Annotated in this window: 16 protein-coding genes; 8 read left to right on the forward strand and 8 right to left on the reverse strand. The window is 69.5% G+C overall.

All coding sequences use genetic code 11. From position 1 onward, the window contains the following. Positions 1 to 5: 5 nt before the first annotated feature. Both QQA12_RS03485 and QQA12_RS03490 read right to left on the reverse strand, forming a co-directional pair. Positions 6 to 359 (reverse strand): hypothetical protein, encoded by a 354-nt coding sequence (locus QQA12_RS03485; protein WP_226050745.1) that lies wholly within the window; start codon positions 357 to 359, stop codon positions 6 to 8. 5 nt (positions 360 to 364) lie between these two features. Next, positions 365 to 907, reverse strand: coding sequence for an RNA polymerase sigma factor (locus tag QQA12_RS03490; protein ID WP_054668592.1), 543 nt, complete (start codon positions 905 to 907; stop codon positions 365 to 367). Positions 908 to 1,042: 135 nt separating this feature from the next. Between QQA12_RS03490 and QQA12_RS03495 the strand changes: the two genes are divergently transcribed. From QQA12_RS03495 to QQA12_RS03505, 3 genes are read left to right on the forward strand one after another with little or no spacing between them, the layout of a single operon-like run. Next, the gene (locus tag QQA12_RS03495; RefSeq protein ID WP_054663202.1) at positions 1,043 to 1,345 is read left to right on the forward strand and encodes an NAD(P) transhydrogenase subunit alpha; all 303 of its coding nucleotides are present in this window, start codon (positions 1,043 to 1,045) and stop codon (positions 1,343 to 1,345) included. Further along, positions 1,342 to 1,839, forward strand: coding sequence for a hypothetical protein (locus QQA12_RS03500; RefSeq protein WP_226050631.1), 498 nt, complete (start codon positions 1,342 to 1,344; stop codon positions 1,837 to 1,839). Before QQA12_RS03495 ends, QQA12_RS03500 begins: the two co-directional genes overlap by 4 nt. Next, positions 1,836 to 3,275: an NAD(P)(+) transhydrogenase (Re/Si-specific) subunit beta gene (locus tag QQA12_RS03505; RefSeq protein ID WP_226050630.1), complete on the forward strand. Its 1,440-nt coding sequence runs from the start codon at positions 1,836 to 1,838 to the stop codon at positions 3,273 to 3,275. The genes QQA12_RS03500 and QQA12_RS03505 overlap by 4 nt, the downstream gene beginning before the upstream one ends. Before the next feature lie 33 nt (positions 3,276 to 3,308). Here QQA12_RS03505 and QQA12_RS03510 read toward each other — a convergent pair whose 3' ends face one another. Beyond that, positions 3,309 to 3,731, reverse strand: a complete 423-nt coding sequence (locus tag QQA12_RS03510; protein ID WP_056931968.1) for a hypothetical protein — start codon at positions 3,729 to 3,731, stop codon at positions 3,309 to 3,311. Between the two features lie 107 nt (positions 3,732 to 3,838). Between QQA12_RS03510 and sufT the strand changes: the two genes are divergently transcribed. Further along, positions 3,839 to 4,390 (forward strand): putative Fe-S cluster assembly protein SufT, encoded by a 552-nt coding sequence (gene sufT, locus QQA12_RS03515; protein WP_056931967.1) that lies wholly within the window; start codon positions 3,839 to 3,841, stop codon positions 4,388 to 4,390. A 66-nt stretch (positions 4,391 to 4,456) separates the two neighbouring features. After that, the gene (locus QQA12_RS03520; protein ID WP_226050629.1) at positions 4,457 to 5,554 is read left to right on the forward strand and encodes a branched-chain amino acid aminotransferase; all 1,098 of its coding nucleotides are present in this window, start codon (positions 4,457 to 4,459) and stop codon (positions 5,552 to 5,554) included. A gap of 132 nt (positions 5,555 to 5,686) precedes the next feature. Here the strand turns inward: QQA12_RS03520 and ybaK are convergent, their stop codons facing one another. The 4 genes from ybaK to wrbA form a co-directional block, all read right to left on the reverse strand. Next, complete coding sequence (ybaK, locus tag QQA12_RS03525; protein ID WP_226050628.1) at positions 5,687 to 6,160, reverse strand: Cys-tRNA(Pro) deacylase; 474 nt, start codon at positions 6,158 to 6,160, stop codon at positions 5,687 to 5,689. A 1-nt stretch (position 6,161) separates the two neighbouring features. Then, positions 6,162 to 6,647, reverse strand: a complete 486-nt coding sequence (locus tag QQA12_RS03530; protein WP_054668594.1) for an asparaginase domain-containing protein — start codon at positions 6,645 to 6,647, stop codon at positions 6,162 to 6,164. Positions 6,648 to 6,747: 100 nt separating this feature from the next. After that, the gene (locus tag QQA12_RS03535) at positions 6,748 to 7,092 is read right to left on the reverse strand and encodes a DUF2069 domain-containing protein (protein ID WP_056931965.1); all 345 of its coding nucleotides are present in this window, start codon (positions 7,090 to 7,092) and stop codon (positions 6,748 to 6,750) included. Beyond that, the gene (gene wrbA, locus QQA12_RS03540) at positions 7,089 to 7,682 is read right to left on the reverse strand and encodes an NAD(P)H:quinone oxidoreductase (protein ID WP_054663217.1); all 594 of its coding nucleotides are present in this window, start codon (positions 7,680 to 7,682) and stop codon (positions 7,089 to 7,091) included. Before wrbA ends, QQA12_RS03535 begins: the two co-directional genes overlap by 4 nt. A gap of 77 nt (positions 7,683 to 7,759) precedes the next feature. Here wrbA and QQA12_RS03545 point away from each other — a divergent pair, with 77 nt between their 5' ends. Beyond that, entirely contained in the window at positions 7,760 to 9,034 is a 1,275-nt protein-coding gene (locus tag QQA12_RS03545) for a YihY family inner membrane protein (RefSeq protein WP_054663219.1), read from the forward strand. Beyond that, on the forward strand, positions 9,031 to 9,627 hold the full coding sequence (locus QQA12_RS03550; protein ID WP_054663222.1) for a TlpA disulfide reductase family protein: 597 nt from the start codon (positions 9,031 to 9,033) through the stop codon (positions 9,625 to 9,627). Before QQA12_RS03545 ends, QQA12_RS03550 begins: the two co-directional genes overlap by 4 nt. A gap of 71 nt (positions 9,628 to 9,698) precedes the next feature. Here QQA12_RS03550 and ppk2 read toward each other — a convergent pair whose 3' ends face one another. Further along, a complete protein-coding gene (gene ppk2 / locus QQA12_RS03555) occupies positions 9,699 to 10,478 on the reverse strand; it encodes a polyphosphate kinase 2 (protein WP_056931962.1) in 780 nt (259 codons plus the stop codon). A gap of 216 nt (positions 10,479 to 10,694) precedes the next feature. On the opposite strand from ppk2, the gene QQA12_RS03560 reads away from it, so the two are divergent. Beyond that, a complete protein-coding gene (locus QQA12_RS03560) occupies positions 10,695 to 11,834 on the forward strand; it encodes an SPFH domain-containing protein (protein WP_056931961.1) in 1,140 nt (379 codons plus the stop codon). Positions 11,835 to 11,838: the final 4 nt, after the last annotated feature.

Consider the following 11,838-nt stretch of genomic DNA (forward strand, 5'->3'; position numbering starts at 1 on the left):
GGTTCTCACTCCATCGCCAGGGTGTCCGAACCCAGCCACAGGTACAGCTCGGGGCTTTCGTCGAACAGCAGGGCGTCGTCGGACAGGTCGGCGGCGGCGTCGGCCGCCACGCCGGGCGGCAGTACCGGTGGCGTGCGGTTGAACTGCACCGCCACGGTGACCGCCAGTACTGCCGAGCAGGCGGTGGCCAGCCACCAGCCACGGCGGCGCCATGGCGAGGCGCCGGCGCCGGCGCTGGCCGTGGCCTGCTGGCGGGCCCGGCGCAGGTGCGCCAGCGTGGCCGGGGAAACCGCGCCTTCGGCATGCTGTTGCAGCTGCCGCAGCGAGTGGTCGAAGTCGTCGTTCCGGGATGTGGGCAGGCGGTTCACCGCGAGACCTCCAGTTGTTTCTGCAATGCGTCGCGCGCACGCGACAGGTGGGTTTTCACCGAACCTTCCGAGCAGCCCATGATCCGTGCCGTGGTCGCCACGTCCAGTTCCTGCAGCACGCGCAGGCTGAACGCCTCGCGCTGGCGTGCCGGCAGCCGCCGCAACGCCTGCACCAGCCGCGCGTACTCCTCGCGCTGCTCGTGCTGCTGTGCCGGGCCGGGGCTGTCGTCGGCCCAGTCGATCGGGCCGTCCCCGTCCTGCGCCGGTGCCCAGAACTTCAGCCGGAAGCCGCGCCGCCGCTGCAGGTCGATGATGCGCCGGCGCAGGATGCTCCAGAACAGCGGCGTCCATTCCTCGGCCGGGTGCTCGCGGTAACCGAGCATCCGCTCCATCGCGTCCTGCACCGCGTCCAGCGCATCGTCGCGCTGGCGCAGGCCGGCCTCGGCGAAGCGGAACGCACGCGGCCCGACGCCAGCCAGGAAGGCGTCCAGCGAGGCGGGGGCGGCAACGGGCGTCAGGGGTGGGCTTGTCACCAGCACAGGGTAGCGTTCCGGCAGGTCCTGACAGCGATAACGCGCGGCCGCCGGATCGGTTGACACGGCCAATGGTCGCGCCGGCGTTCATCGCATGGTTATGATGCGGGACGGGCAGTTCCGGCCTCGGAGAGGGCAGCAATGAGCGACGGGTTCGTGGCGTTGTACATCTTCATGCTGGCGGCGATCGCCGGCCACGTGATCATCTCGCGGGTGCCGGTGATCCTGCACACGCCGTTGATGTCCGGTTCCAACTTCATCCACGGCATCGTGCTGATCGGGGCGATGGTGGTGCTGGGCCATGCCGACACCACCCTGGAGAAGGCCATCGGCTTCATCGCCGTCGCCCTGGGCGCGGGCAACGCGGCCGGCGGCTACGTGGTCACCGAACGCATGCTGGAGATGTTCAAGAGCTCCAGGAAGCCGCAAGGGCAGGACAAATGAGCGCACCGGCAGCCCCGGCAGCGGCGCGGCGGATCGAGGTGCGGCAGCTGTTCCAGTGGCTCAGCTACCTGCAGTATCCGGCCCTGCTGGTCGCGTTCGGCTATGCCGCGCTGCCCCTGTTCAGGGGCATGGATGGCCTGCTCGATGCCTTCAACAACGCCCTGCTGTACGCCGGCGTTGGCATCGGCATGTCTTCGCTGCAGGACCCGACCCGGACCCAGAACCGGATCTCGCGCAGGGTCTGGGAGGACCCGCGCAAGGGCGGCTGGATGCTCTGGCTGCTGACCGCCGAGGCACTGCTGCCGATCGTGCTGGGGCTGGTGGGCGCGGCGCTGGCCGACACGGCGGCGTTGTCGCAGTTGTCGCTGGGCCTGGTGGCGTTCGGGATGGGCATGATCGGACTGCTGAAGACGGCGATCGAGATGCGCGAGCACCATCGCCGCGACCGCCACGCCGGCATCGCGCAAACCACGGTTCTGGAGGGAGCGGCATGAGCATGACGTTGCTGGTGAAGGCGAGCTACCTGGTGGCCGCCACCTTGTTCCTGCTGGGCCTGCAGCGCATGGCCTCGCCCAGGACCGCGCGCAGCGGCATCCACTGGGCGGGCGCGGGCATGCTGATCGCCACCGTGGCCACGTTCTTCCTGCCGGGACTGCACAACATCGCGCTGATCCTGGTGGCGCTGGCGCTGGGCACCGGCCTGGCCTGGGTGTCGGCAAAGAAGGTCGCCATCACCGACATGCCGCAGATGGTGGCGCTGTACAACGGCATGGGCGGCGGCTCGGCCGCGGCCATCGGTGCGGTGGAACTGCTGCGCTTTGCCGACGTTGCCGGTCGCGACACCAGCCACTGGAGCGCCGAAGCCATTGCCGCGCTCGCGGCGCGGCAGCCGTCGACCACGGTACTGGCGCTGGCGGTCATCGGTTCGGCCATCGGCGCGGTGTCGCTGTCCGGTTCGGTCATCGCCTGGGCCAAGCTCGACGGGCGCCTGGACAAGCGCGTCACCTTCCCCGGGCAGCAGGTGTTCAACCTGCTGGTGGCCGTGGCGATGGTGGCGCTGGGGGTGTGGGCGGCGTTGAGCCTGCAGCCGCTGGCGATCATCGCCTTCTTCGTGGCGGCGCTGGCGCTGGGCGTGCTGATGACCCTGCCCATCGGCGGCGCCGACATGCCGGTGGTGATCTCGCTGTACAACGCCTTCACCGGCCTGGCGGTGTCGTTCGAAGGCTACGTGCTGGGCAACGAGGCGCTGATCATCGCCGGCATGATGGTCGGCGTGGCCGGCATCCTGCTGACGCGGCTGATGGCCAAGGCGATGAACCGGCCGATCAGCGGCGTGCTGTTCTCCAATTTCGGCGGCGGCGGGCAGGGTGCGGCGGAAATCAGCGGCAGCCAGAAGCCGATCGAGGCCGCCGACGTGGCCGCGATGATGGCCTTCGCCGAGCGGGTGGTGATCGTGCCCGGCTACGGCATGGCCGTGGCGCAGGCCCAGCACAAGATCTGGGAGCTGGCGCAGCGGCTGATCGAGCGCGGGGTGAAGGTGAAGTTCGCCATCCACCCGGTCGCCGGGCGCATGCCCGGGCACATGAACGTGCTGCTGGCCGAGGCCGGCGTGCCCTACGACCTGATCGCCGACATGGACGACATCAACCCCGAGTTCGCCACCACCGACGTATCGCTGGTGATCGGCGCCAACGACGTGGTCAACCCGGTGGCGAAGACCGACCCGTCCAGCCCGATCTACGGCATGCCGATCCTAGACGTGGTCAATTCCAGGAACACCATCGTCATCAAGCGCGGCAAGGGCACCGGCTTCGCCGGCATCGAGAACGCGCTGTTCTACGCCGACAACACCCGCATGCTGTATGGCGACGGTGCCGAGGCGGCGAGCGCGCTGGTCAGCGAGCTGAAGGCGCTGGACGGCGGGCACTGAGCGCAACGCGGGCGCCGTCGCCCGCCCTGCGCGTCACCGCGCCAGCCACCACGCCACCGCCAGCCCGGCCAGCAGCCACAGGATCTCGGCGGTGCCGTTGGCCAGCCCGATCAGGGTCCAGGCCAGGTGCGGGCCCAGGCGCAGCGCCGATTCCCACGGCGCCAGGCCCATCGGGCCGCCGATGTAGGCCGCGGCGATGCCCCAGTTGGCGGCCAGCGCGATCAGCAGCGTGGCCAGCATCGCCACGGCGATCCGGGTCCTGCCACCGGCCAGCGTGCCCAGGCGCAGCATCCATGCCGCCTCCGCCGCCGCGGCGATCGCCATCCAGCCGGCCTGCGAGCCGGTGGCCAGCGCGACCATCAGCCAGGCGATGGCCAGGGTGATGCTTCCCAGCAGCAACAGCAGGGGCCAGAGCCAATGCTGGGGGCGGCTGGCCGGGGGTGGGGCAGGTGGCATGGGCATTCCCGAAAAGGTCAAGCAGCATAGCCTTTCAGCGGCCGGCGCGCCCAGTCGGCTAAAATGGCCTTCTTGCGGGTAGCGTCCGCGTCCCCATATCGATCCACATGTACTCCCGCAGCAGCGAACCCGTCCATTTCGAACGCGATTGCCCGGCCGTCATGGTGCCCCAGGGCGACAGCGTGACCCTGCCTGCCGGCAGCTACGGCTATATCACCCAGGCACTGGGTGGCAGCTATACCGTGTTCGTCGAAGGCAACCTGTTCCGCATCGCCGGCAAGGACGGCGACGCCATCGGCAAGGAGCCGCCGCCCGGGCTGGAGCTGCCCGAGGGCGCCGGCGACGAGGACGTGGAAAAACTGGTCTGGGAGCAGCTGCGTACCTGCTTCGACCCGGAAATCCCGTTCAACATCGTCGATCTCGGACTCATCTACGAGGTCGACATCAAGCACTTGGACGATGGCCGGCGCGAAGTGGACGTGCGCATGACCCTGACCGCGCCCGGCTGCGGCATGGGCGAGATCCTGGTCGACGACGTGCGCAGCAAGCTGGAAATGATCCCGACCGTGGCCGCCGCCGACGTCGAGCTGGTGTTCGACCCGCCGTGGGGCAAGCACATGATGTCCGAGGCGGCACGGCTCGAAACGGGCATGCTGTAAGGTGTGCAACGCGCTGGCCCGGGTGCGGGCCGGCTTCAAAACCCGCAATCTGGAAGGAAACATCCGGTGTCCCAGTCTCTGAGCTTCCACGTCACCCGTTCGGACCACCCGCGCAGCGCCGCCGAGCGCGCCAAGATCCTGGAGAAGCCGGGTTTCGGCCTGCACTTCACCGACCACATGGTGGCCGTGCGCTGGGACAAGGACACCGGCTGGCATGACGCGGCGGTGATGCCGTATGGCCCGATCGCGCTGGACCCGGCCGCCGCCGTGCTGCACTACGGCCAGGAGATCTTCGAGGGCATCAAGGCCTACCGCCACGCCGACGGCTCGGTGTGGACCTTCCGCCCGGAGGCCAACGGCCGCCGCCTGCAGCGTTCGGCCGCGCGCCTGGCGCTGCCCGAGCTGCCGGTGGAGATCTTCGTCGAGTCGCTGAAGCAGATGATCGCGGTGGACAAGGACTGGGTGTCCGGCGCCGACGAGGCCAGCCTCTACTTCCGTCCGTTCATGATCGGCGACGAGGCGTTCCTCGGCGTGCGCGGCGCGCACAAGGCCAGCTACTACGTGATCGCCAGCCCGGCCGGCCCGTACTTCGCCAAGGGCGTGGCGCCGGTCGCGATCTGGCTGTCCACCGACTACGCGCGTGCGGCCAAGGGCGGCACTGGCGCGGCCAAGTGCGGCGGCAACTATGCCGCGTCGCTGCTGCCGCAGCAGCAGGCGCAGGCGCAGGGCTGCTCGCAGGTGCTGTTCCTCGACCCGGTCGAGGGCAAGTACCTGGAGGAACTGGGCGGCATGAACGTGTTCCTGGTCTACGGCAAGCGCAACACCCTGGTCACCCCGGCGCTGTCGGGCTCGATCCTGGAAGGCATCACCCGCGAATCGATCCTGCAGCTGGCGCGCGACCGTGGCATGACCGTGGAGGAGCGCAAGGTGTCCATCGACGAGTGGAAGCAGGGCGTGGCGTCGGGCGATATCACCGAGGTGTTCGCCTGCGGTACCGCCGCGGTCATCACCCCGATCGGCCAACTCAAGGGCGAAGGCTTCACGGTCGGCAACCTGGACGCGCCGGCCGGCGAGGTCACCATGTCGCTGCGCAAGGAGCTGACCGACATCCAGTACGGTCGCCTGCCGGACCGCCACGGCTGGCTGGTGCGGCTGGACGCCTGACCCCTGGCCTGTGGGTCGCAACGAAGCCCCGCTCCGGCGGGGCTTCTGCGTTTGCGGGGCACCATGGGCGCGCGCGATGCGGCACCCGTGACGCCGCGGTCGGCGCCGTGGGGGCGCCCGCGCGGCGCAGGGTTACTCGCACAGGTCGGCGCAGCGCGCCTGCAGGAATCCCAGCGCGTCGGCCGGGGCGATGTCCAGCAGCAGGCCGCGCTGGCCGGCGTTGATCCAGATGCGTGCGTGCTGCCGCGCCGCGCTGGCGAACAGCACGCTGGCCGGGCGCTGCTGCGCGAACGGGCTGATGCCCCCGACCCTGTAGCCGCTGCGGCGCTCGGCCTCTGCGATTTCCATCATCTGCGCATGCTTGCCGTCGCAGGCGGCGGCAAGCTTCTTCAGCGACAGCCGCTGGTCGCACGGGATCACCGCGACCACCGGCTGCTTGTCCACCCATGCCATCAGCGTCTTGAACACCCGCGCCGGGTCGATGCCCAGCGCCTGCGCGGCGGCCATGCCCTTGCTGTCCACCTCGGCGGCGTAGTCGTAGGCATGCAGCCCGTGGCCGACCCCGGCCTTGTCCAGCGCGGCGGTGGCGCGGGTGCCGCGGGCCACCTCAGAGCGACTCGAAGCGGTTGGCCTCGACGTTCTTGCGCACCTTGTCCGGATTCCACACGCGGCCGTTCATGGCGATGTAGACGCCCTCGGGCAGCGACTGCACCGCGCCGATCGCGCAGCCGATGTTGAACTCGGCGTCCGAGCCGCGGAAGCGTGCCGGGCTGAGCGCGCCGGTCATCACGATGGTCTTGCCGGGGATGGTCTTGAGCACCTTGCCGGTGGCCACCATGGAATCAGTGCCATGGGTGACCAGCACGTGGCGGGTGGGCTGCGCGGCGATCGTGGCGCGGATCAGTTCGCGGTCCTCGTCGGTGATGTGCAGCGAATCCTTGCGCAGGATCGGGATCACGTTGAAGCGGAAGGTCACGCCCAGTTCGCGCAGGATCATGCCGATCTGCGGGTCGCCGATCTGGTAGTCGGACTTGTCGTCGAAATAGATCTTGTCGATCGTGCCACCGGTGGTGACGATCAGGAGCTCTTCCATCATGGCGCTGGGTCCAAACGGTGATGGTGCAATGATAAACGGCGGTGCGCGGCAGCGCAGGCGCGGGCGGTGCCGCGCATGCGCCGGGCAGCGCCAGCGGTTACGTGGACTTCCTGCCGAAGCGCGCGCGCAGGCCCGGCAGGCTCGCCAGGGCGATCACCAGCAGCGACAGCGCGATCTCCACCCAGGCCAGCAGCGCGGTTTCCGGGTGGCTCCAGGCGCTCATCACGCCATGGCTGAACCAGCCCAGCGCGCATACGCCCGACCAGAACGGCGCCAGCCGCCAGCCCAGGCGCAGGGCGATGGCCAGCAGCAGCGGCGGCCCGGTGAACACCAGCTGCGTGGCCAGCCAGTGCTTGTCGTGCAGGAACCACCAGGTGTAGAGCGCGGCCAGCGCGATCAGCGCCAGCAGCAGGGTCGGGTGCCGTCGCGTCGCCGTGCTCATCGCGCCAGCCTCCGCGCGATGTCGGCCACGCGCCGGCCCAGCACGCGCGCCAGGTGCGCTTCGTCGTCGCTGGGCTGGGGGTCGTCCTGGGCACCGGCCACGTGGCTGGCGCCATAGGGCGTGCCGCCGCCGGTGGTGTGGCTCAGCGCCGGTTCGGTGAACGGGATGCCGACGATCAGGCAACCGTGGTGCAGCAGCGGCAGCTGCATCGACAGCAGGGTCGATTCCTGCCCGCCATGCATCGACGCGGTGGAGGTGAACACCGCCGCCGGCTTGCCGGACAGGGTGCCGTTGACCCACTGCGCGCCGAGCCCGTCGAGGAAATGCTTGACCGGGGCGGCCATGTTGCCGAAGCGGGTCGGGCTGCCGAGCACGATGCCGTCGCACTGCTCCAGGTCGGCGACCTCGACATAGGGCGCGCCATCCTCGGGCACCGGCGGGGCGCTGGTCTGGGTGACCGCGGCGACCGGTGGCACCGTGCGCAGGCGCGCGCTCATGCCCGGCACCTCGCCGATGCCGCGGGCGATCTGCCGCGCCAACCGCGCCACCGAGCCGCCGCGGCTGTAGTACAGCACCAGGATTTCCGCCATCGCACCATCCACTCATCACACGGGAGGCGGCAGTATCGGCGATGCGGGCCGCGCTTTGCATCGGGTACCCTTGCCGGATGGAACCCCTGGATTCGCTCAATCTATGGATGGAACGGGTCCGTGACAGCGGGCGCCGGGCCAGTTTCGCCCGTTTCCTGTGGCACCGTTTCCTCGACGACCGCCTGTTCGAGGCGGCGGGCGCGCTGGCCTACACCACCGTGTTCGCGCTGGTGCCGCTGGCGATCGTGGTGTTCGGGGTGCTGTCGGCGTTCCCGATGTTCGACCGCTGGAGCGAGGCGCTCAGCGACTACGTGTTCTCCAACTTCGTGCCCTCGGCCGCGCGCGCGGCGGAAGGCTACCTGCGGCAGTTCTCGGCCAGCGTCGGCCAGCTCACCGCGGCCGGCTTCATCGCGCTGGTGGCGTCGCTGCTGATCACCCTCAACAGCATCGAACAGATCTTCAACCGCATCTGGCGGGTGGCCTCGGCGCGGCCGCGGCTGACCCGTTTCCTGGTGTACTGGACCGTGCTGACCCTGGGCGCGATGCTGGCCGCCGCTTCGCTGGCGGTGTCGGCCAAGGTGTTCGCGCTGCCCCTGTTCGGTACCGTCGAGGGCCGCTGGCTGGCCGACCTGGCACTGCGCCTGGCGCCGGTGCTGATCGAATTCGCCTGCGTGATGCTGGTCTACCGGGTGGTGCCGCACCACGCCGTGAAGTGGCGCCACGCCATTCCCGGCGCCCTGCTGGCGGTGGTGATGCTGGAGCTGGTCAAGTGGGGCATGGGCCTGTACCTGGGCAGCTTCCAGTCCTACCAGAAGCTGTACGGCACGGTGGCCTTCGTGCCGATCCTGCTGCTGTGGATCTACCTGGGATGGGTGTCGGTGCTGCTCGGCGCCTCGCTGGCGTCGTCGATCGCCGCGTTCCGCTACCAGCCGGTCGCGCTGCGACTGCCGCAGGGCTGCGAGCTGTATGGCCTGCTGCGCCTGCTCGGTCGCTTCCGCGAGGCGCGCGAACAGGGGCGCGGGCTGGACGAAGAAGAACTGCTGGCGCTGGAGCCGATGCTCACCGATTCGCTGCTGCAGGAACTGCTGTGCCAGATGGAGGCGATCAACCTGCTGCGGCGCGATGAACGCGGGCAGTGGCTGCTGGCGCGCGACCTGGACAGCATCACCCTGCGCGAGCTGTACGAGAGTTCGCAGCTGCGCATTCCGATCGCCGAGGAATACCTGCCGTTCCGCGAGGACGCGCTGGGCCAGGCGGCCTGCCGCGCGCTGGACGAACTGCGCGTGCCGCTGCGCGAGCTGCTCAAGCGCCGCGTAGGCGACATCTATGCCATTACCGGAGACGAACGATGACCCCCCGATTGCTGCCCTTCGCGCTGCTGGTGCTGGCACTGGCCGGCTGCAGCGCGCCCGATGCCGACGCGCCCGCCACCGTGGCCGGGACCCCGCCCCCGCCCGCGGCCGTGCCTGCGTCGAATCCGGCCGAGGCGCCTGCCGCCGGCGCCAACCCGGGCGTGGTGGCGGAGACCGCGGCCATGCCGCGGCTTCAGGCCAGGACCGTGGCCGGGGAGGACTACGACCTGGCCGGCCATCGCGGGAAATGGGTGGTGGTCAATTTCTGGGCGACCTGGTGCGGGCCATGCCTGCAGGAAATGCCGGAACTGTCGGCACTGCACGCCATGCGCGACAACGTCGAGGTGGTCGGCCTGGCCTACGAGGACATCGAGCCGGACGACATGCGTGCCTTCCTGGAAAAGCATCCCGTGGCCTATCCGATCGTCATCCTCGACCCGTACGACCCGCCGAAGGACTTCGCCACCCCGCGCGGCCTGCCGATGACCTACCTGATCGGGCCCGATGGCAAGGTCGCCCACCAGTTCCTCGGCCCGGTCGATGCCGGCAAGATCGAGCAGGCGATCGTCGCGGCCGGCGGCAAGGTGGGCTGATCGCGGCGGCGCCCGCCCCGGTCCATTGGCGAGGGGCCATCGGCAAGGGCGCCGCTCCGCGCGGGGGGCGCTCAGTCGGGTGCGAACGGCGGCACTGGCTTCACCATGCCGTACTTTTCCTTCTTCGGCGCGTCCGGCAAGGGCGGCAGGTCGATCAGCGCCTCGTCCAGGCGAGTTTCCGGCAGGCGGTCGAGCAGGTCGCGGATCAGGGTCAGGCGGCCGCGCTTCTGGTCGTTGAAATCCACCAGCGTCCACGGTGCATGGTGGCTGTGGGTCGCCTCCAGCATGGCCTCGCGCGCATGGGTGTAAGCGGCGTATTCCACGCGTGACCTGAGGTCGACCGGCGACAGCTTCCAGCCCTTGAGCGGATTCTGGCGGCGCTCGGCGAAGCGCTTTTCCTGCTGCTCCTGGTCCACGCACAGCCAGTACTTGAACAGCAGGATGCCGTCATCCACCAGCAGCCGCTCGAACACCGGCGCCTGGGCCAGGAACGCGTGGTACTGGGCGTCGGTGCAGAACCCCATCACCTTTTCCACGCCGGCGCGGTTGTACCAGCTGCGGTCCATCAGCACGATCTCGCCGGCTGCCGGCAGGTGCGCGACATGGCGCTGGAAGTACCACTGCGTGCACTCGCGGTCGGTCGGCTTGGGCAGGGCGACGACGCGGCACTGGCGGGGATTCAGGTGGCGGGCGATGTCCTGGATGGCGCCGCCCTTGCCGGCCGTATCGCGGCCCTCGAACAGCACCAGCAGGCGCTGGCCCGAGTGCTGGACCCAGCGCGCCATCGCGGTCAGTTCCAGTTGCATGGGCTCCAGCAACTGCTCGTACTGTTTGCGCTTGAGCTTGTCCATGGCGGTTTCCCTGTCCGGAAGCACGAGCCTAGCGCAGCCGGGGAGCCGGGAACCAGCCACGCGCGGCGCCGTCGCCGCAGCGGCGGGTTGCCGGACCGCCGGCGCAGTGCCCGGCGCCTTCCCGGCCGCAGCCTGGCTTTTACCCGGGCTGCGGTTTTCATGTAGTTTTGCCTGAGCGTCGGGCGCGGTGCCCGGCAATGGATCAGGAGCGGTGCGATGGGGCTTGTCCAGGCAGCAAAGGGTGCGATCGGCGGCGTGCTCGCCGACCAGTGGAAGGACTTCTTCACGGTGCCGGACGGCCTGCCGGCCACGGCGGCGCTGTTCGCCGCGGTACCGCGCGGGACCAACGCCGGCCGCGGGTCCAACACCAGCGCCTCGTCCAACATCATCAGCAACGGCTCGAAGATCGTCGTGCCCGAGGGCTACGGCCTGCTGTTGTTCCAGGACGGCGCCATCACCGGTTTCGTCGCCGAGCCGGGTGGCTACGAGTGGCGTTCGGACGATCCGAACTCGCAGTCGATCTTCGCCGGCGACGGCCTGGTCAGCACCTTCATCCGGCAGAGCTGGGAGCGCTTCAAGTTCGGCGGCCAGCCGGGCGCGCAGCAGGCGGCGTTCTTCGTCTCGCTCAAGGAGCTGCCGGACAACCGCTTCGGCACCCAGTCCGAGATCTACTGGGACGACGGTTTCCTCAACACCCAGGTCGGCGCGGTCACGCGCGGCACGTACACGCTGAAGATCGTCGACCCGATCCTGTTCGTGAAGAACTTCGTGCCGGCCAGCTACCTGCGCCCCGGCCAGGTGTTCGATTTCACCGACCTGGACAACGCCGCCGCCAGCCAGCTGTTCAACGAAGTGGTCGGCTCGCTCGCCCCGGCGTTCAGCCTGTACACGAACGACCCGGCCAAGGGCAACCGCATCACCAGGATCCAGCAGGACTCGGTCGGCTTCGCCAGGAGCCTGTCCGATGCGGTCGAGCAGGCCTACCAGTGGAAGTCCGATCGCGGCCTGGCCATCGTCAAGACCGCCATCGTCTCGATCGAGTACGACGCCAACACCCGCGAACTGCTCAAGACCGTGCAGCGCGCCGACGCGCTGTCCGGCGCGCGCGGCAATTCCAACCTGCAGGCCAGTGTCGCCCAGGGCATCCAGTCCGCCGGCGAGAACGGCGGTGCGGCCGGCCTGGTCGGCGTGGGCATGGCCTCGGGCATGTTCGGCGTCGGCGGCATGCAGCAGCCGGTGGCGGCGGCCGCGGACGACCCGGTGGCCAAGCTGAAGAAGGCCAAGGAAATGCTGGACCTGGGGCTGATCACCCAGGCCGACTACGACGCGCTGAAAGCCAAGGCGCTGGGCCTGTAACCAG

It is taken from the genome of Stenotrophomonas sp. 17(2023) (assembly GCF_030345315.1).
Lineage (GTDB): Bacteria > Pseudomonadota > Gammaproteobacteria > Xanthomonadales > Xanthomonadaceae > Stenotrophomonas > Stenotrophomonas acidaminiphila.

Excerpts from the sequence above, each read along its gene's own strand:
- ppk2 (WP_056931962.1), bottom strand. The coding sequence starts at position 10,478 with ATGGACAAGCTCAAGCGCAAACAGTACGAGCAGTTGCTGGAGCCCATG.
- QQA12_RS03495 (WP_054663202.1), top strand. The coding sequence starts at position 1,043 with ATGAGCGACGGGTTCGTGGCGTTGTACATCTTCATGCTGGCGGCGATC.
- wrbA (WP_054663217.1), bottom strand. The coding sequence starts at position 7,682 with ATGGCGGAAATCCTGGTGCTGTACTACAGCCGCGGCGGCTCGGTGGCG.
- QQA12_RS03530 (WP_054668594.1), bottom strand. The coding sequence starts at position 6,647 with ATGGAAGAGCTCCTGATCGTCACCACCGGTGGCACGATCGACAAGATC.
- QQA12_RS03500 (WP_226050631.1), top strand. The coding sequence starts at position 1,342 with ATGAGCGCACCGGCAGCCCCGGCAGCGGCGCGGCGGATCGAGGTGCGG.
- sufT (WP_056931967.1), top strand. The coding sequence starts at position 3,839 with ATGTACTCCCGCAGCAGCGAACCCGTCCATTTCGAACGCGATTGCCCG.
- QQA12_RS03535 (WP_056931965.1), bottom strand. The coding sequence starts at position 7,092 with ATGAGCACGGCGACGCGACGGCACCCGACCCTGCTGCTGGCGCTGATC.
- QQA12_RS03560 (WP_056931961.1), top strand. The coding sequence starts at position 10,695 with ATGGGGCTTGTCCAGGCAGCAAAGGGTGCGATCGGCGGCGTGCTCGCC.
- QQA12_RS03545 (WP_054663219.1), top strand. The coding sequence starts at position 7,760 with ATGGAACCCCTGGATTCGCTCAATCTATGGATGGAACGGGTCCGTGAC.
- QQA12_RS03550 (WP_054663222.1), top strand. The coding sequence starts at position 9,031 with ATGACCCCCCGATTGCTGCCCTTCGCGCTGCTGGTGCTGGCACTGGCC.
- QQA12_RS03505 (WP_226050630.1), top strand. The coding sequence starts at position 1,836 with ATGAGCATGACGTTGCTGGTGAAGGCGAGCTACCTGGTGGCCGCCACC.
- QQA12_RS03510 (WP_056931968.1), bottom strand. The coding sequence starts at position 3,731 with ATGCCACCTGCCCCACCCCCGGCCAGCCGCCCCCAGCATTGGCTCTGG.